The sequence below is a fragment of the Corynebacterium glyciniphilum AJ 3170 genome (assembly GCF_007673095.1).
Taxonomy (GTDB): domain Bacteria; phylum Actinomycetota; class Actinomycetes; order Mycobacteriales; family Mycobacteriaceae; genus Corynebacterium.
On record NZ_VDYZ01000006.1, the window covers coordinates 131986 to 157699 of the forward strand.

General features: G+C 63.3%; 25 protein-coding genes and 2 tRNA genes. 17 read left to right on the top strand and 10 right to left on the bottom strand.

Going from position 1 to position 25714, the window contains the following annotated elements:
- Positions 1–38: 38 nt before the first annotated feature.
- A complete protein-coding gene (gene trxA / locus FS507_RS07455) occupies positions 39–368 on the top strand; it encodes a thioredoxin (protein WP_075811974.1) in 330 nt (109 codons plus the stop codon).
- A 48-nt stretch (positions 369–416) separates the two neighbouring features.
- Complete coding sequence (locus tag FS507_RS07460) at positions 417–1607, top strand: N-acetylmuramoyl-L-alanine amidase (RefSeq protein ID WP_145942162.1); 1191 nt, start codon at positions 417–419, stop codon at positions 1605–1607.
- A gap of 16 nt (positions 1608–1623) precedes the next feature.
- Here the strand turns inward: FS507_RS07460 and FS507_RS07465 are convergent, their stop codons facing one another.
- From FS507_RS07465 to rpmH, 8 genes are all read right to left on the bottom strand, one after another.
- Positions 1624–2331, bottom strand: coding sequence for a hypothetical protein (locus FS507_RS07465; protein ID WP_145942163.1), 708 nt, complete (start codon positions 2329–2331; stop codon positions 1624–1626).
- A 112-nt stretch (positions 2332–2443) separates the two neighbouring features.
- The gene (locus FS507_RS07470; protein WP_145942164.1) at positions 2444–3505 is read right to left on the bottom strand and encodes a ParB/RepB/Spo0J family partition protein; all 1062 of its coding nucleotides are present in this window, start codon (positions 3503–3505) and stop codon (positions 2444–2446) included.
- Positions 3505–4446, bottom strand: a complete 942-nt coding sequence (locus tag FS507_RS07475) for a ParA family protein (RefSeq protein ID WP_145942165.1) — start codon at positions 4444–4446, stop codon at positions 3505–3507. Before FS507_RS07475 ends, FS507_RS07470 begins: the two co-directional genes overlap by 1 nt.
- Before the next feature lie 161 nt (positions 4447–4607).
- Positions 4608–5276 carry a 16S rRNA (guanine(527)-N(7))-methyltransferase RsmG gene (gene rsmG / locus FS507_RS07480; RefSeq protein ID WP_145942166.1) on the bottom strand — a complete coding sequence of 223 codons (669 nt, stop codon included), beginning with the start codon at positions 5274–5276 and terminating at the stop codon, positions 4608–4610.
- A gap of 88 nt (positions 5277–5364) precedes the next feature.
- The gene (gene yidC, locus FS507_RS07485) at positions 5365–6339 is read right to left on the bottom strand and encodes a membrane protein insertase YidC (protein WP_145942167.1); all 975 of its coding nucleotides are present in this window, start codon (positions 6337–6339) and stop codon (positions 5365–5367) included.
- 33 nt (positions 6340–6372) lie between these two features.
- Entirely contained in the window at positions 6373–6666 is a 294-nt protein-coding gene (gene yidD, locus FS507_RS07490; protein ID WP_145942168.1) for a membrane protein insertion efficiency factor YidD, read from the bottom strand.
- Positions 6632–6982: a ribonuclease P protein component gene (gene rnpA, locus FS507_RS07495; RefSeq protein WP_145942169.1), complete on the bottom strand. Its 351-nt coding sequence runs from the start codon at positions 6980–6982 to the stop codon at positions 6632–6634. The genes yidD and rnpA overlap by 35 nt, the downstream gene beginning before the upstream one ends.
- 23 nt (positions 6983–7005) lie before the next feature.
- Positions 7006–7149: a 50S ribosomal protein L34 gene (rpmH, locus tag FS507_RS07500; RefSeq protein WP_075811958.1), complete on the bottom strand. Its 144-nt coding sequence runs from the start codon at positions 7147–7149 to the stop codon at positions 7006–7008.
- A gap of 677 nt (positions 7150–7826) precedes the next feature.
- On the opposite strand from rpmH, the gene dnaA reads away from it, so the two are divergent.
- The 6 genes from dnaA (at position 7827) to FS507_RS07530 (ending at position 15787) form a co-directional block, all read left to right on the top strand.
- Positions 7827–9320, top strand: coding sequence for a chromosomal replication initiator protein DnaA (gene dnaA, locus FS507_RS07505; RefSeq protein WP_145942170.1), 1494 nt, complete (start codon positions 7827–7829; stop codon positions 9318–9320).
- A 637-nt stretch (positions 9321–9957) separates the two neighbouring features.
- Positions 9958–11127, top strand: a complete 1170-nt coding sequence (gene dnaN / locus FS507_RS07510; RefSeq protein ID WP_145942171.1) for a DNA polymerase III subunit beta — start codon at positions 9958–9960, stop codon at positions 11125–11127.
- A gap of 4 nt (positions 11128–11131) precedes the next feature.
- Positions 11132–12289, top strand: a complete 1158-nt coding sequence (gene recF, locus FS507_RS07515; protein ID WP_145942172.1) for a DNA replication/repair protein RecF — start codon at positions 11132–11134, stop codon at positions 12287–12289.
- 76 nt (positions 12290–12365) lie between these two features.
- On the top strand, positions 12366–12836 hold the full coding sequence (locus tag FS507_RS07520) for a DciA family protein (protein WP_145942245.1): 471 nt from the start codon (positions 12366–12368) through the stop codon (positions 12834–12836).
- A gap of 61 nt (positions 12837–12897) precedes the next feature.
- Entirely contained in the window at positions 12898–14946 is a 2049-nt protein-coding gene (gyrB, locus tag FS507_RS07525; RefSeq protein WP_186314598.1) for a DNA topoisomerase (ATP-hydrolyzing) subunit B, read from the top strand.
- Positions 14939–15787 carry an alpha/beta fold hydrolase gene (locus tag FS507_RS07530; RefSeq protein ID WP_145942173.1) on the top strand — a complete coding sequence of 283 codons (849 nt, stop codon included), beginning with the start codon at positions 14939–14941 and terminating at the stop codon, positions 15785–15787. Before gyrB ends, FS507_RS07530 begins: the two co-directional genes overlap by 8 nt.
- On the opposite strand, the gene FS507_RS07535 is transcribed toward FS507_RS07530, so the two are convergent.
- Positions 15784–16917, bottom strand: coding sequence for an ROK family transcriptional regulator (locus FS507_RS07535; RefSeq protein ID WP_145942174.1), 1134 nt, complete (start codon positions 16915–16917; stop codon positions 15784–15786). The genes FS507_RS07530 and FS507_RS07535 overlap by 4 nt on opposite strands.
- Positions 16918–17028: 111 nt before the next feature.
- On the opposite strand from FS507_RS07535, the gene FS507_RS07540 reads away from it, so the two are divergent.
- The 5 genes from FS507_RS07540 to FS507_RS07560 all read left to right on the top strand — a co-directional run bounded on the left by FS507_RS07540 (position 17029) and on the right by FS507_RS07560 (position 21500).
- The gene (locus FS507_RS07540; RefSeq protein WP_145942175.1) at positions 17029–18168 is read left to right on the top strand and encodes an LLM class flavin-dependent oxidoreductase; all 1140 of its coding nucleotides are present in this window, start codon (positions 17029–17031) and stop codon (positions 18166–18168) included.
- On the top strand, positions 18165–18947 hold the full coding sequence (locus tag FS507_RS07545; protein ID WP_145942176.1) for an ABC transporter permease: 783 nt from the start codon (positions 18165–18167) through the stop codon (positions 18945–18947). Before FS507_RS07540 ends, FS507_RS07545 begins: the two co-directional genes overlap by 4 nt.
- Positions 18944–19999, top strand: coding sequence for a taurine ABC transporter substrate-binding protein (locus FS507_RS07550; protein WP_145942177.1), 1056 nt, complete (start codon positions 18944–18946; stop codon positions 19997–19999). Before FS507_RS07545 ends, FS507_RS07550 begins: the two co-directional genes overlap by 4 nt.
- Positions 19996–20793, top strand: coding sequence for an ABC transporter ATP-binding protein (locus tag FS507_RS07555; protein ID WP_145942178.1), 798 nt, complete (start codon positions 19996–19998; stop codon positions 20791–20793). The genes FS507_RS07550 and FS507_RS07555 overlap by 4 nt, the downstream gene beginning before the upstream one ends.
- A gap of 281 nt (positions 20794–21074) precedes the next feature.
- The gene (locus FS507_RS07560) at positions 21075–21500 is read left to right on the top strand and encodes a flavin reductase family protein (RefSeq protein WP_186314599.1); all 426 of its coding nucleotides are present in this window, start codon (positions 21075–21077) and stop codon (positions 21498–21500) included.
- Here the strand turns inward: FS507_RS07560 and FS507_RS07565 are convergent.
- The gene (locus tag FS507_RS07565) at positions 21479–22309 is read right to left on the bottom strand and encodes a siderophore-interacting protein (protein WP_186314600.1); all 831 of its coding nucleotides are present in this window, start codon (positions 22307–22309) and stop codon (positions 21479–21481) included. The two genes, FS507_RS07560 and FS507_RS07565, sit on opposite strands and share 22 nt — an antisense overlap.
- A 127-nt stretch (positions 22310–22436) precedes the next feature.
- Here FS507_RS07565 and gyrA point away from each other — a divergent pair, with 127 nt between their 5' ends.
- The 4 genes from gyrA (at position 22437) to FS507_RS07585 (ending at position 25517) form a co-directional block, all read left to right on the top strand.
- A complete protein-coding gene (gene gyrA / locus FS507_RS07570) occupies positions 22437–24941 on the top strand; it encodes a DNA gyrase subunit A (RefSeq protein ID WP_145942180.1) in 2505 nt (834 codons plus the stop codon).
- A complete protein-coding gene (locus FS507_RS07575) occupies positions 24938–25303 on the top strand; it encodes a DUF3566 domain-containing protein (protein WP_145942181.1) in 366 nt (121 codons plus the stop codon). The genes gyrA and FS507_RS07575 overlap by 4 nt, the downstream gene beginning before the upstream one ends.
- A 52-nt stretch (positions 25304–25355) precedes the next feature.
- Positions 25356–25432, top strand: a tRNA-Ile gene (locus FS507_RS07580).
- A gap of 12 nt (positions 25433–25444) precedes the next feature.
- Positions 25445–25517 (top strand) — tRNA-Ala (locus FS507_RS07585).
- Positions 25518–25714 lie beyond the last annotated feature (197 nt).

Sequence of the window (25714 nt, forward strand, 5' to 3'; positions counted from 1 at the left end):
GACACTCTTGCTCCCATCACCCTCAGGAGATTTCACCTATGTCCGACCCCGTGACCGTCACCCAGGACACGTTCCGCAGCACCGTCATCGAGTCGGACATCCCCGTCCTGGTGGACTTCTGGGCCGGGTGGTGTCAGCCCTGTCTCCAGATGGAACCGGCTCTCGAGAACATCGCCGCCGCATACGACGGTTCAGTGACCGTGGCCAAGGTCAACGTCGAGGAGGAGCGAGGACTCGCTTCGATGTTCCAGGTCATGTCCATCCCGGCACTCTTCATCTTCCACGGCGGAAAGAAGGTCGTGGAACTTCACGGACGTCAGTCCGAAGCCGACCTGTCCGCCAGTCTCGATTCCCTCATCTCGGCGTGATCTCTTCCCCTGACCATCAACGACCTGTGACGGAAACGAGAGGATAACGTGCACCGTAACTCACTCAAGCTGGGCGACCGGAGCCCGCGCGTCGCCGAAGTTCGCAGCACCCTCGCCCGGCTAGGATTCATTGACGGCTTCACCGGGGACACCTCGGGGGACGCCGGCCAGCGGTGGACCCCCGAGGATGAGATCTTCGACGCCGACCTGGACATCGCTCTGCGTGCCTTCCAGCAGGGGCGTGGCATCATCGCCGACGGACACATCACCGACGGCACGTTACGGGCACTCCGCGAAGCCTCCTACACCCTCGGTGCCCGGGTCCTGTCCCTGCAGCCACCGGGACACTTCTTCGTCGGCGACGACGTCGCCGAGCTTCAGGCACAGCTGCACGACCTCGGTTTCTACACGGACCGGGTTGACGGACAGTTCGGCCCGCAGACCCACGATGCCGTCCGGAAGTACCAGCTCAACTACGGTCTCACCAACGACGGCACCTGCGGCCCGGTGACGCTCCGGGCCCTGAGCTACCTGGGCCGGCGGATCACCGGCGGATCACCTCAGGCGATCCGGGAGAAGGAGCAGATCCGGGCGGCGGGACCGCAGCTCACGGGTAAGCGGATCGTCATCGATCCGGGCCTGGGTGGGGACGTCGTGGGACGAACGGTGACCGGTCGTTACGGCACCATCACCGAGGAGGAGATCCTCTGGGACCTGGCGACGCGGACCGAGGGTCGTATGATCGCAGCGGGCATGGAGACGATTCTCTCGCGGCCCCGTAGTGACAACCCGTCCAGTCTGGACCGCGCTGCCCTGGCCAATGCTTTTGGCGCGGATCTGATGATCTCGCTCCGGGCGGATGTCTATCCGAATGAGCGGGCCAACGGTGCGGCCTCGTTCTATTTCGGTTCGGAGATCGGGTCGTCGTCCCTGACGGGGGAGAAGCTCTCCGGCTTCATCCAGCGTGAGGTCACCACAAGGACGTCGTTGACGAATTGCCGCAGCCACCGTCGTACCTGGGACCTGCTCCGGATGACGAAGATGCCGGCCGTTCAGTTCGTCGCCGGCTACCTGACGAATGACGACGATGTCGCCGTACTGACAGATCCGGATGTCCGGGACACCATCGCCGAGGCGCTGGTTGTCGCAGTGAAACGTCTCTATCTGCTTGACGCTGACACGGCGCCGACGGGCACCTACCGGTTCGCTGACGTGCTCGAAGCCGAGAAGCTGGCGTGAATCACACCTGTGTAGTTTAGACCCGCTGCCCGCCGAGCACGGTGCTGAGCGGGACCCGGTTGTTCAGCATCTCATGGGCGTCGGACTCGTAGTTGCTGAACAGTGACGAACCCTCCGCCAGCTTCTTACGGTACCTCGGAAACCGGGGGTGCTTTCCCACGACAGTGAACCCCTGCTGCTCGAGGATGTCCGCGGACAGGATCGGGGCGGACTCGAGGTCAGAGTCGGGGTGGTCAGGGCGTTCTTCCCACCCGTGGTAGCCCTCCGGGATGTATCCGAGGGGTGTTCCGTCCGCGTCATTACGGCCGTAGACCTCCACGGCCGCGACTCCACGACGTTCAGCCTCGGTGAGAATGGTGTCTATCAGGCTGTGTTCCAGGTAGAGGCCCATGTAGGGCTGCTCCACGAAGACGGTCGAGATCTGGATGGCATCTCCGGAGACGGGCCCGGAGGGCATGCCCTCTGAACCGGGGAAATAGGTCGGGGGAGCGAAGAAAGCCGTCGCTGCCGGGCGCTCTCCACTGCCTTCATCTCCGGTCCCGACGAAAGCGGTGTAACCGCAGGTTCCCCACCGGTAGAGGACGGAGTGGATCCACATCTGCTTGTCGAACGCCGGATCAGCGCTGCTGACCGCGGGTGCAAGTTCCCAGAAAACATCGTTCCCCGCGGTAGGCGCCACCACATCACCACTGTCGTGTTGCAGTGCGCTGTACCTGATCTCCACCGATTGTCCTCCTTTGTCGGAGGTCGAGTCTACCCGGCCCACGGGGACGTCGCCGGAGGTACAGGGAATCCGACGCACAGCTCACAGTTTCACGTGAAACCGTGGCTGATCACTATTCCCGCGGAAGCTTGAGCAGATCAGTGATCCGCTCGAAGTCATCCTCGTCTCCGAACTCGACGACAATCTTCCCCTTCTTTGCACCCATCTGCACGGTAACACGGGTATCAAGTGCGTCAGCTGCAGACGTCGCCCACTGTGTGACCGATTCCGGCTGCTCACGCGGCGCACGCGATTTCCGCGGAGTCTGCTCGTCACCACGGTTGATGAGCACAACAGCCTCTTCAGTTGCCCGCACACTGAGACCTTCGGCGATGATGCGTTCAGCCAACTGATCCTGAGCTTCAGGGCCAGCCTTCACCCCCAGGAGAGCACGCGCATGTCCGGCACTCAAGACGCTTGCGGCGACCTTCCGCTGAGCACCCACCGGGAGCTGGAGGAGCCTGATCATATTCGTGATCAGTGGCCGTGACCGACCGAGACGCCGGGCGAGCTCAGCCTGAGTGACGTCGAACTCTTCCAGGAGCTGCTGGTATGCGCTGGCTTCTTCCAGAGGGTTGAGCTGCACGCGGTGGATGTTCTCCAGGAGGGCATCCCGGAGCATGTCCTGGTCGTCAGTTTCCCGGACAATAGCCGGGATGGTCTCGAGCCCGGCGAGCTTGGAGGCACGCAGGCGCCGCTCACCCATGATCAACTCATAGGCGGAGTCCCCGGAAGGACGAACGACGACGGGCTGGAGAAGACCGAACTCCTTGATCGAATGAACCAGCTCATTGAGCGGTTCTTCTTCAAAGGTCTCCCGCGGGTTCTTCCGGTTGCGGCGAATTGACCCGAGTGGAAGCTCCCGGTAGGTTGCTCCGATGCTCTCTTCCTGCACACCGGTAGATTCTGCGGCCTCGGCGCTGTCAGTGCGGTCAGTGCGGTCAGTGCGCCCCTCGGAAGTAACGTCACTGTGACGCTGGCCGGCGGGGCCGAGAATCACGTCCGCGGCCCCGGCACCCAACCTCGGCTTCGACGGGCTGGTCGGAATGAGGGCTGCGAGTCCCCGACCGAGACCACCACGCTGAGTCTCTGTCTGAGGAAGCTGGGGGAGGGTCGGCTTGTTTTTCTCTGACATCAGTTGCTGCTTCCTGTCCTCAGTTCAGGCGCCACGCCGATTGGGGCGGTTTCGGGCAGTGGAAGGTAGTCGCCGCGTTCCGCGAACTCGACGGCGGCATCAAAGTAGGCAAGGGCACCCCGGGAACCGGCATCATACTGGAGCACGGTCTTGCCGTAGCCCGGTGCCTCTGACACCTTGACGCTGCGAGGTATCTGGTTCTCGAGGACTGCACTACCGAAGTGATTCCGCACCTCGCTGGCAACCTGCTCTGAAAGCTTCGTCCTCGCGTCGTACATGGTGAGCAGAACAGAGGACACGTGCAGTTCCGGGTTCAGATGCTCGCGGATCATCGAAATATTGTTGAGGAGCTGACCGACACCCTCCAGCGCGTAGTACTCGCACTGGATCGGGATCAGGACCTCAGTCGCTGTATTCATCGCGTTGATGGTCAGGAGTCCGAGCGATGGCGGGCAGTCGATGAAGACATAGTCATAACCTTCGCGCTCCAGGTAAGCCGGACTGAGCGCATCGCACAGTCGGTACTCACGCCGGACCATGGACACGAGTTCGATCTCAGCACCGGCAAGGTCAATCGTCGCAGGAATGCAGAACAGGTTCTCATTCTCCGGATTAACCTGGATGACCTCCGCCGGCGACTTCTCGCCGATAAGCAACTCATAACTCGACGGAGTGCCCATCCGGTGCTCTGCCCCGCACGCAGTGGATGAGTTCCCCTGGGGATCGAGGTCGACGACAAGCACCTTCAACCCGTGGAGTGCCAACGCCCACGCCAGGTTCACCGCGGATGTCGTCTTACCGACGCCGCCCTTCTGGTTGGCGATCGTGATCCTCCGTGTGCGCGGTGGGCGGGAGAGAGTAAGACGCTCCGGATTCTGGATACGGGCAGCACGCCGCGCAGCGTCGGCGATAGGGGTGTCATCCCACTCGGGAGGAATCATGAACGTCCTTTGCGTGACTGAGTGTGTGGTGCAGCATCACCGTGTTTCACGTGAAACGCGGGGTGTACCGAGCGCCCTTCATCGATAGCCTAGTCCCCGTGTGCGTGCCGAACAACGCGAGTTTCACGTGAAACGGTCAACCAGAATTACATCGTCGTCATTCAGCGTAGGCGCTCGACGTCCACCACGAAAGTAGGCTGCGCCAGGACGCCCGCACCGACCTCCAGTACCGCTCCGGACGAACCGCCCGCCCGGGTGAGTTCCCGTGCGTCACGTGCCAGTTCTTCTCCCACCGACGAGCCTTTCAGCGCCTTCACGTGCCCGCCGACACGCGCGAGGGGAAGAGACCACCCCATGAGCCGGCCGACCGGGGCAACCGCACGCGACGTCACCACATCTGCACCTCCGACGGCCTTGGCGATCTCGTTCTCCTCTGCCCGTCCGCGAAAGACCTCGACATTCTCAAGAGCCAGGTCGGCGACAACCTCTTTCAAGAACGTCACACGGCGCAACAGAGGCTCGACGAGCTGGACCCGTAGATCGGGCCGGGCGATCGCCAGGGGAATGCCGGGGAGACCTGCACCAGAACCGATGTCCACGACACGGGCGCCCTCCTCGATGACTTCACCGAGAACGGCACTGTTCAGGATGTGCCGCTCCCACAGGCGGTCGACCTCGCGGGGGCCGATAAGACCGCGGACCACGCCCGCATCGCGTAGCCACGCGGCATAGCGCGACACAAGGGCCGTACGGTCCCCGAAGACCGCCTCAGCCTCTGGGGGAGGGGAGGGGACGTCCTGGGGCGGGAGGTGCTCTTCTGACTGGCTCACGCTCCCAGTGTAGCGAGGACCCGACCGTGAAAATACAGAAGACCCCGGTCCCTCTGGAGGGAACGGGGTCTGCGCGGTGAGCGGGGGATTACTTGCCGTCACCCTTCTTCGGTTTCTTGGGCTTGGCACCCGGCTTCGGTGCGGTGGAGCGCTTGGCCTCGATCTTGGCCGCCTTCTCCTCCTCTTCCTCACGGTCCATCTTCCGGAAGACCAGGTGCTGCTGGACGTACATCCACGAGGTATTCGCACACATGTACACGGCCAGACCAACCTGCCAGAGGAAACCGCCGGCGAACATCATCACCGGCATGACCCAGAGCATGAGCTTCTGCATCATCATCATCTGGTTCTGCATCATGTCGTCCTGCGCCGTCGCGTTCTTCTTCTTCGGCTGCGCAGCCTGACGCTTCTTCTGACGGTCCATCGACATGCGCGCATTGAAGTGCATGAGCACCGACGCAATGAGCATCAGCGGCAGGACGATGATGACGATATTCCACTGCTGGAAGTCAACGGAGCCGTCAGCAGCGAAAGCCCGGTACGAATCCTTGTCCATCGTGATGAACGCAGACAACGGCGTACCGAACAAGCGCGCGTCCAGGAACGACTGCACCTCGTCCACACCGAAGAAGTAGTTCGGCGTGTTCCGTGTCTCCTCGATCGACATCCCCAGCTGTCCGGTGCCGGTACCGGTGCGGTTGAACGACCGCAGCACGTGGAACAGACCCAGGAAGATCGGAATCTGGATCAACATCGGGAGGCAGCTGGCCAGCGGATTGACCCCCATCTCCTTCTGGAGTTTGCGCATCTCCATGGCCTGGGTCTGCTGATCCTTGGCGTACTTCTTCCGGATCTCCTGCATCCGGGGCTGCATCTCCTGCATCTTCCTACTGGAGCGCAGCTGCTTGATCGTGGGGCGGACGAGGAGGCCTCGGATCGTAACGACGAGGAAGATGATCGCCAGAGCCCAGGAGAGACCGGAATCAGGGCCCAGCACAAAGCCGAAGACTTTGTGCCAGAACCACAACACCGCCGAGATGGGGTAGTAGATGAAGTCAAACACTGCTGGAGCAATCTCCTTGTTGTTGGTGGACGGTCATCTGCGCGTCCGACGCCGGACCGGGGGAACCGGATCCCAGCCGCCGGGATGCCAGGGACCGCATTTGGCGAGGCGAGCAACGCTGAGGAGAAAACCTCTCACCACGCCATGACGAGAAAAGGCTATCAGGGAGTACGCGCTGCACGACGGCTCAAAACGGCAGGACGGTCCTAGTTTAAGGGGTGAAAGATGGTTCTGGTAACCAAGAACCACGCGCCGCAAGGCCCGCGCCCTCCCGCGCGACACGTCCCACGGGTCAGGCGGTGAGCCGACGGAGCGCTCGTCGCACATCAGATTCCAACTCTGCTGAGGTCGCCGCTGCAGACGCGGGCAGAGCCCGGATCACCAGACTGTGCCACGGTTGAAGGGGGAACTCTTCAAGAAGAGCAGCAGTGACGTGACGCAGTCTCCGAGACACGGCATGCCGCGTGACGGCGTTCCCCACCGCCTTGGACACCACCAACCCCATCCGAGGCCCCCCGGAGACGACGGTGTCCGTCCTTTCATGCACATACACCACCACCGTGCGAGCCCCCTTCTTACGTCCTCTACGGACTGTCTCACTGAACAGTGAGGAAGACCGGAGTCGGTGTTCCGGGGCAAGCACGGTGGTGGTGTGGGCGGGACGCGTTACGCGGTAACGCTGTCGCGGCCCTTACGGCGACGGGCCGACACGATGGCGCGTCCGGCGCGGGTGCTCATACGTGCGCGGAAGCCGTGCTTGCGCGAACGACGACGGTTGTTGGGCTGGAAAGTACGCTTGCCCTTGGCCACGGTACTCACTCCTTATGTTGTTCAACGCCGCGGCCGACCGGTACCGGGCCGCCCTACAGCGGACCGGTACCGGCCCATCCACCGCGACTGCGGTCAGGTGGGTCGGAAGACCGGACAGGATCAGCAGATCCCGGGCCATCCATCCGTTCTATGACGGGGGTGAGAGTCAGAGACCGCAGAAAAGCGATTCAGTGACACTCGAAGACAATGACGAGCCTACGTGGTCACACCGGCAAATCAAAATCCCGGCCTATGACAGGTGTGTCATTCACCGCGCGGTCCGCTGCAGGTCATCCTCGGAAACAGTCGACTACGCACAGATGACGCGCCGGCGCAAGACACACATGGTTATCCACAACTGAACTGCCTGGTCACCAGAAAAAGACCCAGTTCACGACGATCCCCTGTGGACAACTCTATCCACCCCCGAACCCTCAACTTCAGATTTACCCATCATTTGTACTGGTCAGAACATTATTCGCCACGATGTTGGGGTTGTCCACAGACCTGCAGTACCCTGTTGACAACTAGCACGATGAAGTTATCCACAGGTGTGGACAGCGCTGTGGATACGCAGGCCAACGATGATGAGACGTTGTGCACATGGACGTCAGATTCCTGCGAATGAACTTCATGCGTCCTGCTGTCCCTGACCCACCCGCCGAAAGGTACCCGCTATGCCCGATGCTGTGGACTTCAAGGAAGTCTGGGCTTCACTCCTCGACAGGTGGATCAACGCCGATGAAGACTCAGCGGAGTTCCCCCGCCTGAGCTCCCGTTCGAGAAGCCTGCTCCGGCAGCTCACGCCGGTGATCGTCGTCGACCGCATCGCTGTCCTGAAAGCCCCCTCGAAATGGGCGAGGACGGAAACCGAGAACAACCTGTCCGGGCTGATCTGCGACGTACTGGAAGAGGAGCTGGGGTACTCGGTGGCACTCTCACTCAGCGTCGATGAGTCGGCTCCCGAGGTAGAGACCCCGCCGGCGCCACAGCCTGAACCGGTTCCCGAGGTCACTCCGGACCGCCAACGCCAGCACTGGGAGGATCTCACCGGCGCCGCCTACCAGCACCGTCCCACGACGCCGGCCAGGAACGAGCCCGCCACCGAGCCGAGGAAGAACCAGGGCGAGGACACGGAGAACCGGCTCAACCCCCAGTACACCTTCGACACCTTCGTCACCGGCTCGTCCAACCAGTTCGCCAACGCCGCCTGCCGCGCTGTTGCGGAGAAGCCCGCCTACGCCTACAACCCTCTGTTCATATGGGGGGAGTCCGGCCTCGGAAAAACCCATCTGCTCCATGCGATCGGCCACTACGCCCGCGAACTCAGGCAGGGGATGAAGGTCCGGTACATCTCCAGTGAGGAGATGACCAATGAGTTCGTCAATGCTCTCCGGGACGGGCGGGGCGAGCAGTTCAAGCGCCACTACCGGAACCTTGACATGCTGATCGTCGACGACATCCAGTTCCTGCAGGGTAAGGAAAGTACGCAGGAGGAGTTCTTCCACACCTTCAACGCGCTGCAGCAGAACCACCGCCAGATCGTCCTGTCTTCCGACCGTCCCCCGAAACAGCTGACGACGCTGGAGGACCGCCTACGTACCCGCTTCGAGGGTGGCCTGATCACCGACGTACAGACACCTGACCTGGAGACCCGCATGGCGATTCTCTCCAAGAAGGCTCAGATGGAGGGGACGTATCTGCCGGATGACGTCCTCGAACTCATTGCGGGGCGCTACGAGACCTCGATCCGCGAACTCGAGGGGGCGATGATCCGGGTCACCGCCTACTGCTCGCTCAGCAAGGAACCCGTCACCCGACAGGCAGCGGAGATCGCACTCCGCGACATCATGCCGGACCCCAAGGACGTGGAGATCACCCCCCAGATCATCATCGACGTCATCACCGGCTACTTCGATGTCACCGTCGAGGAGATGGTGGGGAAGGGGAAGGTCCGCAGACTGGTGACGGCACGCCAGTTCGCGATGTACCTCTGCCGTGAGCTCACCGAGCTTTCCCTGCCCCAGATCGGCAAGGTCTTCGGCGGACGCGACCACACCACGGCAATGTACGCGGAGCGCAAGATCCGGAAGTCGATCCAGGAAGACCGCAAGACCTTCCAGCAGATCCAGGAGCTGACACAGCGCATCAAGTCCCGCGCGCGCCAGTAGTGCACAACTCTGCGACCCTCGGACCTCGTGGATCACCGGGTTGTGCACAGTTTCCACAACCTTGTCCACAACCGTGTAATTACAGACTTGTCATTCAGTGACCTTCACCACATTCCGGGATCACCGCAGGACTTTCCGAGCACCACCACCTGCGGTTTCAGCCAACCGAACCCCACCTGTGGATGAATTACACTCTTGTGGTTCTGCAGGTCGCAGCTCCGTGGTGTGGTTCGATCCGCAAGGAAAGCCCAGGTCACTCCTGTGGATAACTCGCCACCGGACGGGGAGCGACGGTGCAGCAGCTGGGGACAACTCACAGGGCCTGAAAGTTATCCACAACCCCCCACAGTTATCCACAGATTCATCCACCGGGTGTGAACAACTTACAAGAACGTAATCCAGGCGCGCCACCAGCAGACCGAGGCCTCCGCCGGCATTCATCCACAGTCTGCACAACCCCTACTGCTTCTACCGGATCTATCCATGGAGAATTCAAAGAAGAAATAACCGGTGTGCACAACTCGTGCGGCCCACACGGGCAAGCGGGTTCCGTCGGAGACGGAGCCGGTACCGTGACGAACCCGTGTCAGCTAGGGTTACGAGCAGAATCACGAACATCATCGAAAGGACCTCAGGCGTGGACCAGCAGTCCGTCAGTTTCACCGTGTCCAAGGACGATTTTTCCTCGGCACTGGCCTGGGTCGCCCGCACGTTGCCGAGCAAGGCATCCCAACCGATTCTCCGGGGTGTCCTCATCGAGGCAACGGACGACGGACTTCAGCTGTCGGGCTTTGACCGGGAGGTCTCCACAAAGGTCCGCGTCTCCGCGGACGTCTCGGAGCCGGGCAAGGTCCTCGTCGCAGGGCGTCTCGCCTCCAACATCATCGGTGCTCTCCCGGACAAGCCGGTCCGGATCGACTACGACGGAACCAAAGTTCTCGTCAACTGTGGGAGTTCCCACTTCGAACTCCCCGCGATGACCATTGACGACTACCCCGTCCTCCCGGATTTCCCTCAGGTCGCCGGGTCACTGGATCCCCACCTCTTCACCGAGGTGATCGGCCAGGTCGCGATCGCCTCAAGTCGCGACGACACCCTCCCCATGCTGACCGGTATCCGTATGGAGATCGACGGCGAGCACCTCGTCCTGGCAGCCACCGACCGTTTCCGTTTCGCGGTACGCACCCTTGACTGGGTTCCCGCACGTGCGGACATCTCTGCGGAGCTCCTTATCCCGGCACGGACTCTCGCTGAGACCGCACGCTCGTTGGACTCCACCGGTGAGCCGGTGGAGATCGCTCTCGACCAGGACGGCGGTCGTCTTCTCGGAATCTCCACGTCTGACCGCCGTACCACCACACGGCTCATCGACTCGGATTTCCCGAAGTTCCGTTCGTTGTTCCCCAAGACCCACACATCACTGGCCAGCGTTGAGATCGCTCCGCTCCTTGATGCGATCCGTCGTGTGTCCCTCGTGACCGACGGGAATTCGCCGGTGAAGATGGATTTTGAGGAGGGAACGCTCACCCTGTCCGCCGGTGGCAGTGATCTCGGTGTCGCCAAGGAACAACTGCCCTGCGCCTTCGCCGGCGAGCCGCTGGTCATCGCTTTCCATCCCGGCTACCTCAAGGACGGGCTCGGCTCGGTGCACACCGACCGGGTGGTCTTCGGATTCAACCAGGCGTCGCGTTCGGCAGTCCTCGTCCCGGAGCCCGAAGAGCTGCCGGAAGCATCCGCAGACGGTACATTCCCCACCCCGGAGAGTTCCTTCACCTACCTGCTGATGCCTGTGCGCCTGCCAGGCTGACCGGATGTACATTCGCTCGCTCCATCTCGGTGATTTCCGGTCCTGGCGTCAACTCGACCTCGACCTGGGTCCCGGGGTCACCGTATTCACCGGGCCGAACGGGAACGGGAAGACGAATATCGTCGAGGCCGTCGGTTACCTTGCCCATCAGGGTTCCCACCGGGTCAGTTCCGACTCGGCGCTTGTTCGGGAAGGATGTGAGTCGGCGCGGTTGTCCGCAACGGCGGTGAATCACGGACGTGAACTGACCGCCCATCTCGTCCTCAACGCCAGGGGTGCCAATCAGGCGGCGGTGAACCGGACACAGGTGAAGAACCAACGCGGAATCGCCGGCATCGTCCGTACCACACTGTTCGCACCCGAGGATCTTGCGCTTGTCCGCGGTGAGCCGGAGCAACGACGTGCTTTTCTGGATCAGACCATGATTGCACGCTACCCACGGCTTGCCGGGGTACGGGCCGACTACGACAAAGCGCTGAAACAGCGTAATGCGCTGCTGCGCCAGGGGGTGGATGACGACGCACTGGCCACCCTGGATGTCTGGGACGCCCGCCTCGCCCAACTCGGTGGACAGATCATGTCGGCACGGGCCCAGCTCGTCCACGATCTGGAACCTCATGTCCGTGAGACCTACGCCCGTCTGGCCCCGGGCTCCCGTCCTGCACTGATCAGCTACTCCACCACCGTCGATCTCGGCGAACCGGGCGACCCGCAACTCCTGGACCCCGACGTCGCGGAGGCGGTGCTTCTCGAGGGATTCGCCCGCCGACGGGACGCGGAGATCGACAGGGGCACGACCCTGACCGGTCCCCACCGCGATGACCTGCAGCTCGTACTCGGCACCCAACCAGCCAAAGGCTTCGCCAGTCATGGGGAATCATGGTCATTCGCCCTCACACTGCGGTTGGCCGCGCACCGCATGCACCGCGCCGACGGGACGGAGCCCGTTGTCATTCTCGACGACGTATTCGCCGAGCTCGACCGTGCCCGTCGACGGGCGCTCGTCGATCTCGCGGGAGAGGCGGAGCAGGTGTTGATCACCGCTGCCGTCGGTGACGACATCCCCGAGGACCTCCGTTCGGTGGCGGCCGTGCACACCGTCTCCGTCCGCGACACCGACGGCGGACGGATCTCGGAGCTCGACGGTGACTTCCGTGAGTGACCCCGTGAATGATCCGGTGAATGACCCCCAGGGAGGCGAGGGGGACGCTCCGGAGCGTGATCCGGTCGCCGAACGCATGGAGATGCTCCGCGCCGCCGCGGGGAAGCCGGGCCGACCCGTCCGGAAGAAGGGGCGCCGACCCCGGAAGATGAAGACCCGGTACGACGGGCGGCCCGACCGTAGCTACCGCGATCCCGGTCAGTTCAGTGACCTCGTTCAACGTGAGATCAAACGTAACGGCTGGGGCCGTAACTTCGCCGCCGGGTCGTTGCGGAGTGCCTGGCCTGAGATCGTCGGGGAGAACATCGGACGACATACCCGCGTGGTGATGTACAACGAGAAGAAGCGACAGCTGCATGTGGAGAGTGATTCCACGGCCTGGGCCACGAATCTCCGTCTGATGCAGAGCACCATTCTGGCGACGATCGCGAAACGCGTCGGCCCGGACGTCGTCGCGGAGCTGAAGATCTACGGCCCCAAGGCGCCGAGTTGGCGGCACGGGCCCCTGCACGTGAAGGGACGCGGCCCCCGCGACACCTACGGCTGAGGCCTTTTACCTGGTACAATGTGGGGGTTAACCCATTTGCCGAGAAGGAGCTGAAGCGACTGTGGCCGAGGTCGAGAACATCCCCGCCGAGAACACCCCCGCCAACGGAGAGTACGGCGCGGACTCCATCACCATCCTCGAGGGACTGGAGGCCGTCCGCAAACGGCCGGGCATGTACATCGGGTCCACCGGTGAGCGTGGTCTGCACCACTTGATCTGGGAGGTCGTGGACAACTCCGTCGATGAAGCCATGGCGGGATTCGCGAACCAGGTCGATGTCACCCTGCATGACGACGGGTCGGTCGAGGTCGCGGACAACGGCCGTGGCATCCCCGTGGCGATGCACGCGACGGGACGTCCCACCGTCCAGGTCGTGATGACCGAGCTCCACGCCGGCGGCAAGTTCGATTCCCAGGCCTACGCCGTCTCCGGTGGTCTGCACGGTGTGGGTATCTCCGTCGTCAACGCCCTGTCCACCCGCGTCGAGACCGAGATCAAGGTCGACGGGTACCTGTGGCGTCAGGTCTTCGACCATGCTGTTCCCGCCGAGCTGGAGCAGGTCAAGAAGACCCGCGGCACAGGGACCCGTCAGCGGTTCTGGGCGGACGCGGAGATCTTCGAGACGACGGACTACAACTTCGAGACGGTCTCACGTCGCCTGCAGGAGATGGCGTTCCTCAACAAGGGTCTGACCATCACCCTCACTGATGAGCGTCTGGGCGTCATCGAGCAGGAGAACGAGGCTGAGGCAGCCGCGGAGTCCGTGGAGGACGCCGCTGCTCCGAAGCCGGGCGAGGAGACGCGTCCTGCGCCGAAGGAGCGGAAGAAGGTCTTCCACTACCCGGACGGTCTGAAGGACTACGTCAACCACCTCAACCGGTCGAAGACCGCGATCCACCCCTCGATCATCGGCTTCGAGGCCGAGGGAGACGACCACGAGGTCGAGATCGCGATGCAGTGGAACTCCGGGTACTCCCAGTCCGTCCACACCTTCGCCAACACCATCAACACCATTGAGGGCGGTACCCACGAAGAGGGCTTCCGTGCGGCGCTGACGTACCTGATGAACAAGTACGCCCGCGACCACAAGCTGCTCAAGGAGAAGGACACCAAGCTCTCCGGAGACGACTGCCGCGAAGGTCTCGCTGCCGTGATCTCCGTCCGGGTCGGCGATCCCCAGTTCGAGGGACAGACGAAGACGAAACTCGGGAACACGGAGATCAAGAGCTTCGTCCAGAAGATGGTCAACGAGCATGTCTCCGGGTGGTTCGACGCGAATCCGGCTGAAGCGAAGGCGATCATCAACAAGGCGGTCTCCTCCGCACAGGCCCGTGACGCGGCGCGCAAGGCCCGCGACCTCGTCCGGCGTAAGTCGGCCACCGACGTCGGAGGTCTCCCCGGCAAGCTGGCTGACTGCCGTTCGAAGGACCCGGTGAAGTCCGAGCTGTACATCGTGGAGGGCGATTCCGCGGGTGGCTCGGCGAAGTCCGGCCGTGACTCGATGTACCAGGCGATCCTTCCGTTGCGCGGCAAGATCCTCAACGTGGAGAAGGCCCGTCTGGACAAGGTGCTGAAGAACAACGAGGTCCAGGCGATCATCACCGCCCTGGGCACCGGCATCCATGACGAGTTCGACATTTCCAAGCTGCGTTACCACAAGATCGTCCTGATGGCCGACGCCGACGTCGACGGCCAGCACATCGCCACCCTGCTACTGACGCTGCTGTTCCGCTTCATGCGTCCGCTCGTCGAGGAAGGCCACGTCTACCTGGCACAGCCGCCGCTGTACAAGCTCAAGTGGGGCAAGGGGGAACCGGGCTTCGCCTTCTCCGACGCCGAGCGTGACGCGCAGCTGAAGGAAGGCCTGGAGAACGGCCGGAAGATCAACAAGGACGACGGTATCCAGCGCTACAAGGGCCTCGGCGAGATGAACGCCAAGGAGCTGTGGGAGACCACGATGGATCCCACAGACCGGATCCTGAAGAGGGTCACCCTCGAGGACGCCGCCAGCGCGGACGAGACCTTCAGCGTCCTGATGGGCGACGACGTCGTCGCCCGTCGCAGCTTCATCACCCGTAACGCGAAGGACGTCCGGTTCCTCGATGTCTAGCTCGTCCAGCGTTGCTGTCGTCATGCCAGACGGCAGCACGTCGCCGGTCCTGTTGTTCCCCGGGGCCGGCCGTCCCCTCGTCATGGTGTGGCCGGGCCTCGGCATGGGGGCGCACTACTACCGTCCCGTCGCTGAGGCGTTGTCGGAACGGGGCTTTCCGGTCGCCGTCGGCGAGCTTCGTGGGCAAGGCGAGAGCACGGCCGTGGCCCGACGGAACCACCAGTGGGGTTACCACCACGTGGCTTCCCAGGACTACCCGCGCTCGATCCGTGCAGCCAAGGAGTCCCTCGGTCTCGACGCCGACCATCCCACGGTTCTGCTGACCCATTCAATGGGTGGGCAGATCGGCGCGATGTTCCTGTCACGTCCTGAGGCCCGGGAGCTCAACGCTGTCGGCATGATGGGCGTAGGCAGTGGTTCCCCCTACTTCCGGACGTTCTCGAACCCGGAGCGTTCCCGGCTGTGGTACGGCGGTTACCTCATGCAGGGCGTCAGCAAGGTTCTGGGCTTCTGGCCGGACGGCGCCCTGGACATCACCAATTACGGACGGCAGTCGGATGTCCATCTCTCGGAGTGGGCCAGGTTCGGGCGGAGCAACAGGTTGACCAGGCTCCGGGACGCCGACCGTGACTACATGGCGTCCATGAGGGCCGTTGACGTCCCGGTTCTGCTGACCCGGTTCAGCAATGACAGTTACTGCACCCTCGAATCCTGCGAAGCACTGGCACGGCTGGTGCCGGCCCGTGTCGAGGAACTTCCCGGGACGCTGGGGCACAACAGGTGGGCGCGCGAGCCGCAGGACGTGACCGAGCGGCTCGACGCCTTCGTCAGAGCGCTCTAGACCCCCAGAGGGTCCTGCCACAGCCGGTGGAGTGCGGTCACGGCCGCTGCCCGGGACAGGATCCCGTCGCCGGCACGCTGGATGCTGAGCTGGCGGCCGGTTCCGCGAAGTCCCTCCGCAATGATCCTGACGGTACCGGGGTCGGCGGTGAACGTCTCCCCGGCGAAGACGACGGTCGACGGATCGACCACGTCGACAGCCAGCGAGATGATCTGTGACAACAGCTCCGCCCGTTCGTCCAGGATCCCCCGCGCGACGGGGTTGAGCTCGGCCAGCCCGACGAGATCGGGGACCGTGGATACATTCAACCCACGCTGACGCGCCGTCTCCAGAACGGCTGTCGAACCCAGCGGGTGACCGTGATGTGCGGAGAAACTGCCCGATTCGGCGATGTCGGTGAACGCCGTGGGCGCGGAGCCTGTGTAGGGCTGGTGGACGGCATTCCCGACGATCCAGGCGTGTCCCACCAACTCGCGGGCGTAGACGTACAGCGTGGATGCCAGAGGGTCGCGTTCGAGAGACAGTGGTGAGCTGGTCAGCTCGGATCCGGCCATGGCCCCGACGCCGGTGGAGACGGCGACGGGGATCTCGGTGTCGAGGTAGGAGACGGGGTCGATATCCGTCCACCCGTAGGACGGCGAGGTGATCCGTCCGGCGTAGTCGACATGCGCGGAGAAGGCGATGCCGAGTCCGACAGGGGAGGGGAGACCACGACCCAGGGAGCTGAGGGCGTGGTGGACAGCCTCCATGGCGTCCTCCGGGGTGAGTTCGCTGACCGGGAGTCTGAGGGTTCTCTTACGCAGCGGCCGCCCCACGCCGTCGACGGCGACCAGTTGTGTGCTGCGGAGTCCCACATGGGCTCCGAGGGCGGTGAGGTCCCGGCCGTCCGGCCGAAGTGTGGATCCGGGGCGTCCCACGCCACCCGCGGTGGTCGGGGAGACCTGCTCCACGAGGCCCGAGTCGATGAGAGCACTGACATGGCGGGTCACCGTGGGCTGTGACATTCCCAGATCGTCGTGGAGACGGCCCCGGGTGATCCCGGGGGCCGTGCGGATCTGGTGGAAGCACCTGGCAGGACCGGTGACGGGTGCGGTGAAGTGCGCAGTCGTGGAGAGTCGGGCTGTGGTCATGGACTTCAGGATAATTCAGTTCACGGCGAAAAGACAGACCGCTCGGTCTATAGATTCACGGCGAACGAAATGTTGGCGGCACCGGCAGACAGAATGGTCTACTCATCCGTCATGACAGACTCACAGAACATCACGCTGCACTGGTTCCTTCCGACCTCGGGCGACTCCAGGGAGATCGTCGGTGGTGGTCACGGCGCCGGACCTGAGACGGGGGAGAGGCTTCCGGACCTCGACTATCTGACTCAGGTGGCACGCGCGGCCGAGTACAACGGCTTCGAGTCGGTCCTGACTCCGACAGGACGTTGGTGCCAGGACGCCTGGGTGACCACCGCTGCACTCCTGGCGTCAACCTCGCGGTTGAAGTTCCTCGTTGCTCTCCGCCCCGGACTCATCGGCCCCACCCTCACGGCGCACCAGGCGTTGACCTACCAGGAGCTCTCGGACAACCGTCTGCTGCTCAACGTGGTCGTCGGGGGAGAAGACGCTGAGCAGAAGGCGTTCGGTGACTACACGACCAAGGCAGAGCGGTACGAGATCGCCGACGAGACGCTGGAGATCGCCGATCACCTCTGGCACTCCACGGAGCCCCTGACGTTTCACGGGAAACACCTCGACGTGGAGGGCGCGGCTCTGCGACGACGACCTGCCGTCAGCCCACCGGTCTTCCTCGGCGGCTCCTCGGATGAGGGGATTGAGGTCGCGGCGAAACGGGCGGACGTGTACCTCACGTGGGGAGAGCCACCGACGCAGGTCGCCGAGAAGATCGCGCGCGTGCAGGACCGGGCGTCGTCGTTCGACCGCACACTGGAGTACGGGGTCCGGCTCCACGTCATTGCCAGGCCCACGTCGCACGAGGCTTGGGCCGAGGCGCAGCGCCTTCTCGATTCCCTGGATCCGGAACGCGTCCGGGCCGCGCAGGCAGGGCTTGCGACGTCCCAGTCTGAAGGACAGCGCCGGATGACGGAGCTCCATGGAGCGGGCGCCGACTTCAGCAGTGGACAGGATGCACGCCATTTCGAGATAGCACCGAACCTGTGGGCCGGCGTCGGTCTGGTGCGTGGGGGAGCAGGGACAGCACTCGTCGGGTCCTACGAGGAGGTCGCCGAACGTATCGACGACTACCGTCAGGCGGGTATCGCTCACGTCATTCTGTCGGGCGTTCCTCACCTCGAGGAGACATTCCGGGTGGGCGAGGGCGTCGTCCCCGCCCTCCGCGCTCGCGGCGTCACTGTGACGAATTTCGACGCATGACGGGTGCCAGGAAAGTGCCACTCCATCTCGCCGTATTCGCCGGTGCGATCGTGCTCTGGTGGCTCATCGCGCGTTTCACAGGAATCGACGCGGTCCTTCTGCCCGGTCCGGCGGAGGTGGCGCGGAGACTCGTGGACACGAACCTCTGTACAACGCAGTGTGGTGTCCAGGACTACTTCCTGTGGCAGCATCTGCTCGCCACCCTCGAACGGATCGCTGTCGGTCTGTCGGCGGGCATCATCGTCGGTGTGTTGGTCGGTTGGTGGTTGGGTACCAGTCCCACGGCACGGAGCCTGGTGGAGCCCTACCTCTCCTTTCTGAGGGCGTTGCCACCGCTGGGGTACATCGGACTGTTGATCGTCTGGTTCGGTATCGGTGACCAGTCCAAGGTGATTCTGCTGTTCCTCGCGGCATTTCCGACTGTTGCCGTCGCGACCCTTCTCGGTGTGACGGGTGTCCGACAAGACTGGATCCGTGCTGCAACATCTCTGGGTGCTGGTCGTGGACAGGTGTTCCGGACGGTCGAACTACCCGCGGCCCTCCCCGAGATCATCAGCGGTTCCCGTGTTGCGGCCGGGCTGTGCTGGTCCGCGATCGTCGCGGCCGAGATGAATGACGGTATCCCGGGGATCGGAGGACTGGCCTACATCTCCGGTACGCAGCTGGACACATCCTTGACCATCGCCTGCATCATCGTCATCGGTGTTGCCGCCCTGATCGTCGACAAGCTGCTTCTTGCTGTCGAAGGCCGCTTCTCACCCTGGAGGACGAAACAGTGACACTACGAAGAACCGGTGTGCTGTGTGCCGCCCTTGCGGTGACAACAGTGACAGGCTGCGTCGGTCCGCCTGCCAGCGAGTGGCAGGACAGGGGAGAGGACGTGGTGTGTCCCGTGAAACCTGCCGATGCGGAGGGGGAGGTGCGGATCGGCTATCTCGGTGGGCCCGCGACTGACCTCTACACACAGGCGACTGGATTGGCAGAGGCATGCCTGCCGAACGCGGACGTCGAGTGGACCCGGTATCCCACCGGACAGGACATCGTCCAGGGCTTCGCCGCTGGTTCGGTAGATCTCGCGGCCCTCGGCTCCACGCCGACGACGAAGGCATTGAGTGCGCCGTTGGATCTGGATGTCTCCGTTGTCCAGGCGAACTCCGTGATCGGCACGACCGAGGCACTGGTGGCCAAGAATGCGCGTGACATCAAGGATCTCAAGGGTGCCCGGATCGCGGTGCCGTTCTCGTCGACAGCGCATTACTCACTCCTCAATGCCCTCATCGATGCGGGTATCGATCCGTCCCGTGATGTGGAGATCACGAACATCTCCCCGGACAAGCTCCCGGCTGCATGGAAGTCTGACCGCATTGACGCGGCGTACGTGTGGGACCCGACGCTTCAGGAGTTGAAGGACGGGACGGGCGGCTCAACGCCCGGCAACGTACTGACGGACTCGGAGAAGCAGGCGGCCCGTGGCCACGCCACATACAACATCACGTTGGCCTCGAACCCGTGGATCGAGGCTAATGATGAGCTTCTGAAGACCTGGCTGGACCTGGAGGCGTGGGTGGTTGATGACTCGTCTGACCCGGAGGGCTCAGGGGGTTTCGTGTCAGTCAACGCTACAGCCTCCGGAATGGACGAGGCTGCCGCCGAACTCCAGGTCAATGGCCAGCAGTTTATTTCCGGGGACGACCAGGTGTCGTATCTGGACGATGTCGCGGCTGCGCTCCGGGCAACGGCGGACTTCCTCGTGGGTCAGGGCGATATCCCGGCAGCGAAAGAAGACTATGCAGATGTGGTGCGCACTGACCTGTGGGAGGACGAACAATGATCACCGTGAGGAACGTCGGTGAAATCTACCGGACACAGAATGGCGGACAGGTGGAGGCGCTCCGCGACATAACGTTGGATGTCGCCGACGGGGAGATCGTGTGCCTCGTCGGGCCCTCGGGGTGCGGTAAGTCGACACTGTTGCGACTGCTGGCAGGTTACCTCGCGCCGACGTCTGGCTCCCTCGAGGTGGACGGTACCAGCGTGCGTGGGCCGGGAACGGACAGGGGAGTGGTGTTCCAGCAGCCCACATTATTTCCCTGGTACACGGTCAAGGAGAACGTTCGTTTGGCCTACCGGTATTCGGGGATGACAGAGAAAGCGGACCGGGCCGATGAACTACTGGGTCTCGTCGGCCTGTCAGATGCGGTGGACCGCTATCCGCATGAGCTGTCGGGAGGTATGCAGCAACGGGTGCAGATTGCCCGCGTGCTTGCGGCAGGACCGGAACATGTACTGATGGATGAGCCGTTCGGTGCGTTGGATCCGTTTACCCGGGAGCAGTTGCAGGCCGAGCTTCTCCGTGTATGGGCGACGTCCTTCCCCTCAATTGTCTTCGTGACCCACGGCGTGGAGGAAGCGCTCTTGCTGGGTCACCGTGTGGTGGTCATGGCCGCCGGGCCCGGACGAGTTCTTGAGGTTGTCGACGTACCGGTGTCGCTCCGTCTGACGGTGTCGCCCGATGTTCCACGTGAAACCATCCAGACACGTTTGCGGGAGTTGTCGACGGATCCTGGTGTTGTCGCTTTGCGACGGCAGGTGTCGGGATTGATATCGTCGGTCAGTTCGGTCTGATCCCCGCGTTCGGGACCGTCGCCGTGACGGTGGCATCTTGCCGTCACAGTGATGATATTGGTGCTGGTCCGTTGTATCCAGGGCCACACCGTCACTGCCCTTTTTCCACAGTTATGGACGACGGGCGGTCCAACTTGCCCACCAGTCGGAAACCGACGCTGTAGGACACGCCTTAATAGACCGCTCGGTCTGCATTATATTCACGTTCTCACCTGCAATTATTATGATTCACGGCCAGCTGTCACTTGCATACTCGCAGACAGAGTGGTCTACTAGTTCCCATGATCACAGCACACACGGACACCACGTCCGCCCCCCGTCTTCCCCTGGCCGTCCTGACAGCAGAGGTCAACGGACACATGATGTGTGTGGTCATCGACTCCTACTTCGACGAAAGTCTGGCTCCCGGGCTCGTCTCCGTCCGCATACCTGCCGACGATCCCTCCTGGCAACAGCTGCGGACTGCACCGCGGCTCGGAATCTCCGTACTGAACCCCCTGCAGACCATGGGGGTCGCGCATATCGCGCAGTCCGTCGTCGCCCAGGAGGGCGTCGGCGTGGTCGAGGGAGCGGCGGTACATCTCACCGCACGCCTCTATCAGGAGTTCGACGCGGGGGAGCACACCGTGGCGCTCATGAGTGTCTCGGGCCGGCGTACCGGTGATATCGCTCCCGAACAGCGCGACTACCTGTTCGCCGCGGCCTGAGCTTCGCTTGCCTCGATCTCCTCGTTGAACTCGCGCTTGCTGGCCTGCCACTCGTCCTCGACCATGCCGAGACGCCAGTATCCGGAGATCGAGACCTCGGACTTCGGGACACCGTTCTCCACGAACAGGAACCGACGCAGGTCACGGATCATTTCTGCGACTCCGTGAATGAACCAGCGGGTGTCGCCGGACGGTACCCCGGCCTCTGTGACCGCGCGGACCAGTTCTGTTCCGTGGGTGGCACCGTTGCGGTCCACCCAGTGAATGGTCAATCCGGGATGTGACGGCGTCGGCAGATGCGCCTCGGCGTCTGCGACCTCAACCCATGCTTCGGCAGTCGCATTCCGGGGCAGTGCCTCGATACCGGCGAAGATCGCGGGTGCCGCTGCTTCATCGCCGGCGAAGACGATGTGCTGACCGTCGGGGTGCCATGCTCCGCCAGGCCCCATGAAACCGATCTGATCTCCCGGCCGTGCGGCATCGGCCCAGGGGCCGGCCAGGCCTGTGTCCCCGTGGGAGACGAAGTCGATGTCCACGGTCTGTGCATCAGCGTCCCAGGAGCGCAGTGTGTAGGTACGGGTCACGGGCCACTCCTCACGCGGGAGCTCCTCGCGCACCTTCGCCGGGTCGAACGGCCACGAGTAGGACGCGCCCGCCGGCGGGAAAAGAAGCTTGACGTAGTGGTCGGTGTGGTTCAGTTCGGAGTAGGGGAGGGACTCGCAGGAGAGGGTGACCCGCACCATGTCGCGGGAGATCCGCGAGGAGCCGGTCACGGTGGCGGAATGGGCAGGGCGGGATGGACGGGGCATGGGCAGGCTTTCCTTCGTTACGGTGGTGGTCGTCGTCGCCCATGGTACGCACCTGACCCGGATATGGGCCATGAGGTGGTAAGATTGCCGGGTCTACACCTAGTCTTCTGGAAGGGATCGCACCGAAGTGAGCGACGACAACTACGGCGGCGGCGAGACGCTGTTCGACCGCATCACCCCCATTGACCTCAATGAGGAGATGCGGAACAGCTACATCGACTACGCCATGAGCGTCATCGTGGGCCGTGCGCTGCCCGAGGTCCGGGACGGCCTGAAGCCGGTCCACCGACGTGTCCTCTACGCGATGTACGACAGTGGTTTCCGTCCGGACCGCAGCTACGTCAAGTCCGCCAAGCCCGTCGCCGAGACGATGGGTAACTACCACCCCCACGGCGACACCGCCATCTACGACACCCTCGTGCGCATGGCACAACCATGGTCGATGCGGTACCCGCTGGTCGACGGGCAGGGGAACTTCGGTTCCCGCGGTAACGACGGCCCGGCGGCCATGCGTTACACCGAGTGCCGGCTGACGCCACTGGCACTGGAGATGGTGCGCGACATCCGCGAGAACACCGTCGACTTCTCCCCGAACTACGACGGGAAGACGACCGAGCCGGACGTCCTGCCGTCCCGCGTCCCCAACCTGCTCATGAACGGGTCCGGTGGCATCGCCGTCGGTATGGCGACGAACATCCCGCCGCACAACCTCAATGAGCTCGCCGAGGCCGTCTTCTGGCTGCTCGAGAATCCGCAGGCAGACGAGCAGACGGCGCTGGACGCCTGCATGGAACGCGTCAAGGGGCCGGATTTCCCGACTGCAGGCATGATCGTGGGCGACTCCGGCATCAAGGACGCCTACACGACCGGCCGTGGCTCTATCCGCATGCGTGGCCGCGCCGACATCGAGGAGGACGGTAACCGGCAGATCATCGTGATCACGGAGCTGCCCTATCAGGTCAACCCCGACAACCTGGTGGCGTCGATCGCCGAGCAGGTCCGGGACGGGAAGATCGCCGGCATCGCCAAGATCGACGACGAGTCGTCCGACCGCGTCGGTATGCGCATCGTCGTCACCCTGAAGCGGGACGCCGTGCCGCGCGTGGTGCTGAACAACCTGTACAAGCACTCGCAGCTGCAGACCAGTTTCGGCGCGAACATGCTGTCCATCGTCGAGGGGGTGCCCCGCACTCTGCGTCTCGACCAGATGCTCCGTTTCTACGTGAAGCACCAGATCGAGGTCATCATCCGCCGGACGCAGCACCGGCTCGACGAGGCTGAGAAGCGGGCGCACATCCTGCGCGGACTGGTCAAGGCACTGGACGCGTTGGACGAGGTCATCGCACTGATCCGGCGCTCCCAGACCGTGGACATCGCCCGGGAGGGGCTGCGCGACCTCCTCGATATCGACGATGTCCAGGCGGACGCCATCCTGGCCATGCAGCTGCGCCGTCTGGCTGCCCTGGAGCGTCAGAAGATCATCGACGAGCTCGCCGAGATCGAGGAGACCATCGCTGATCTCAAGGACATCCTGGCGTCCCCTGAACGTCAGCGCAGCATCGTCCACGACGAGCTCGCCGAGATCGTGGAGAAGTTCGGGGACGAGCGCCGTACCGAGATCGTCGGTGCAACCGGCGATGTCTCCGAGGAGGATCTGATCGCGCGGGAGAACGTGGTCGTCACGATCACCTCGACCGGCTACGCCAAGCGTACGAAGGTCGACTCCTACCGTTCGCAGCGCCGTGGTGGCAAGGGCGTGCGTGGCGCGGAGCTGAAGCAGGACGACATCGTCCGGCACTTCTTCGTGTGCTCCACCCACGACATCATCATGTTCTTCACGAACTACGGCCGCGTCTACCGGCTCAAGGCCTATGAGCTGCCGGAGGCGACCAGGACCGCCCGCGGCCAGCACGTGGCCAACCTGCTCGAGTTCCAGCCCGGTGAGCAGATCGCCCAGGTCATCCAGATCCAGTCCTTCGAGGACGCCCCCTACCTGGTGTTGGCGACCCAGCAGGGTCGGGTGAAGAAGTCCCACCTCACCGACTACGACACCGCCCGTTCCGGTGGTCTGATCGCCATCAACCTCAACGAGGATGACAAGCTCATCGGGGCGCGCCTGTGCACCGGTGAGGACGATCTGCTGCTCGTCTCCGAGGAAGGGCAGGCGCTGCGTTTCACCGCCGACGATGACACGCTGCGTCCCATGGGACGCGCCACCGCCGGTGTGAAGGGCATGCGTTTCAAGGGTGACGACCAGTTGCTGGCGCTCACTGTCGCCGACGACAACTCCTACCTCCTCGTCGCCACCTCGGGCGGCTACGGGAAGCGCACGGCGGTGGAGGAGTACCCCGTGAAGGGCCGTGGAACCCTCGGTGTCATGACCTTCAAGTACGATCCGAAGCGCGGCAAGCTCATCGGAGCGGTGACCGTTGGTCTGGACGACGAGGTCTTCGCCATCACCTCCGCGGGCGGTGTCATCCGTACCCCGGTGAAGCAGATCCGCAGTTCTTCCCGTGCCACCATGGGTGTGCGGCTGGTGGACCTGGCCAAGGGTGTTGAACTGCTCGCCGTCGACCGAAACGTCGAGGATGAGGGCGAGGAAGCGGTCAACCAGACGGCGGAAAATTCATGAGAGCATCGCTGCGCGAGATTGCACCCTTGAGCGCGTTGAAGATCGGTGCGATTCTGAGCGCCTGTGTCTTCATTGCGTGGATGGTCGCCGCCGCTCTGATCTACATTTTCCTGGGTATCGGTGGCGTCTGGGACCGCATGAACAACCTCCTGGCGGACCTCATCGGTGCCGACAGTATCTCGGCCGGCCTGTACTTCGGTGTCGCCGCGGGTGTCGGGCTGCTGGAGTTCATCGTCGTGACTCTGTTCGCCCCCGTGATGGCTTTGCTCTACAACGCCGCGACGGGGCTCGTCGGTGGTCTCCAGGTGACGATCACTCCGCAGAATGTTCAGGAGGCAGAGGCTCCCGAAAACGCATCCTGACCTGTCGGTTTGTAAGTTCAGGATCGTGTGGGTAAAGTTCTGTCTCGTTCGAGGGCCTATAGCTCAGGCGGTTAGAGCGCTTCGCTGATAACGAAGAGGTCGGAGGTTCAAGTCCTCCTAGGCCCACCAGTAAGACCCCTCGGGGCTGTAGCTCAATTGGTAGAGCATCTGCTTTGCAAGCAGAAGGTCAGGGGTTCGATTCCCCTCAGCTCCACAAGATGCCAGATCCCCACCCTGATCTTTCAGGGTGGGGATCTTTCGTTTGGTCCGCACCGGGGCGTGACCAGGCAGGGGAGTGGGGCAGCTCCCCGTCATACTCTGACGGCAAGTGGAGTGTGTGTGGCACGCCGGGGGAACGGGGTGCTGGCTTTCGTCTCTTTTGCAATCTTGAATCTGCCGTAGTCGCTGGTG

What these genes read in the sequence shown, in the direction of transcription:
- trxA (WP_075811974.1), top strand. Translation starts at nt 39, where the DNA reads ATGTCCGACCCCGTGACCGTCACCCAGGACACGTTCCGCAGCACCGTC.
- FS507_RS07470 (WP_145942164.1), bottom strand. Translation starts at nt 3,505, where the DNA reads ATGTCAGAGAAAAACAAGCCGACCCTCCCCCAGCTTCCTCAGACAGAG.
- FS507_RS07475 (WP_145942165.1), bottom strand. Translation starts at nt 4,446, where the DNA reads ATGATTCCTCCCGAGTGGGATGACACCCCTATCGCCGACGCTGCGCGG.
- yidD (WP_145942168.1), bottom strand. Translation starts at nt 6,666, where the DNA reads ATGTGCGACGAGCGCTCCGTCGGCTCACCGCCTGACCCGTGGGACGTG.
- dnaA (WP_145942170.1), top strand. Translation starts at nt 7,827, where the DNA reads ATGCCCGATGCTGTGGACTTCAAGGAAGTCTGGGCTTCACTCCTCGAC.
- recF (WP_145942172.1), top strand. Translation starts at nt 11,132, where the DNA reads ATGTACATTCGCTCGCTCCATCTCGGTGATTTCCGGTCCTGGCGTCAA.
- FS507_RS07520 (WP_145942245.1), top strand. Translation starts at nt 12,366, where the DNA reads ATGGAGATGCTCCGCGCCGCCGCGGGGAAGCCGGGCCGACCCGTCCGG.
- FS507_RS07530 (WP_145942173.1), top strand. Translation starts at nt 14,939, where the DNA reads ATGTCTAGCTCGTCCAGCGTTGCTGTCGTCATGCCAGACGGCAGCACG.
- FS507_RS07535 (WP_145942174.1), bottom strand. Translation starts at nt 16,917, where the DNA reads ATGACCACAGCCCGACTCTCCACGACTGCGCACTTCACCGCACCCGTC.
- FS507_RS07540 (WP_145942175.1), top strand. Translation starts at nt 17,029, where the DNA reads ATGACAGACTCACAGAACATCACGCTGCACTGGTTCCTTCCGACCTCG.
- FS507_RS07545 (WP_145942176.1), top strand. Translation starts at nt 18,165, where the DNA reads ATGACGGGTGCCAGGAAAGTGCCACTCCATCTCGCCGTATTCGCCGGT.
- FS507_RS07555 (WP_145942178.1), top strand. Translation starts at nt 19,996, where the DNA reads ATGATCACCGTGAGGAACGTCGGTGAAATCTACCGGACACAGAATGGC.
- FS507_RS07560 (WP_186314599.1), top strand. Translation starts at nt 21,075, where the DNA reads ATGATCACAGCACACACGGACACCACGTCCGCCCCCCGTCTTCCCCTG.
- FS507_RS07565 (WP_186314600.1), bottom strand. Translation starts at nt 22,309, where the DNA reads ATGCCCCGTCCATCCCGCCCTGCCCATTCCGCCACCGTGACCGGCTCC.
- FS507_RS07575 (WP_145942181.1), top strand. Translation starts at nt 24,938, where the DNA reads ATGAGAGCATCGCTGCGCGAGATTGCACCCTTGAGCGCGTTGAAGATC.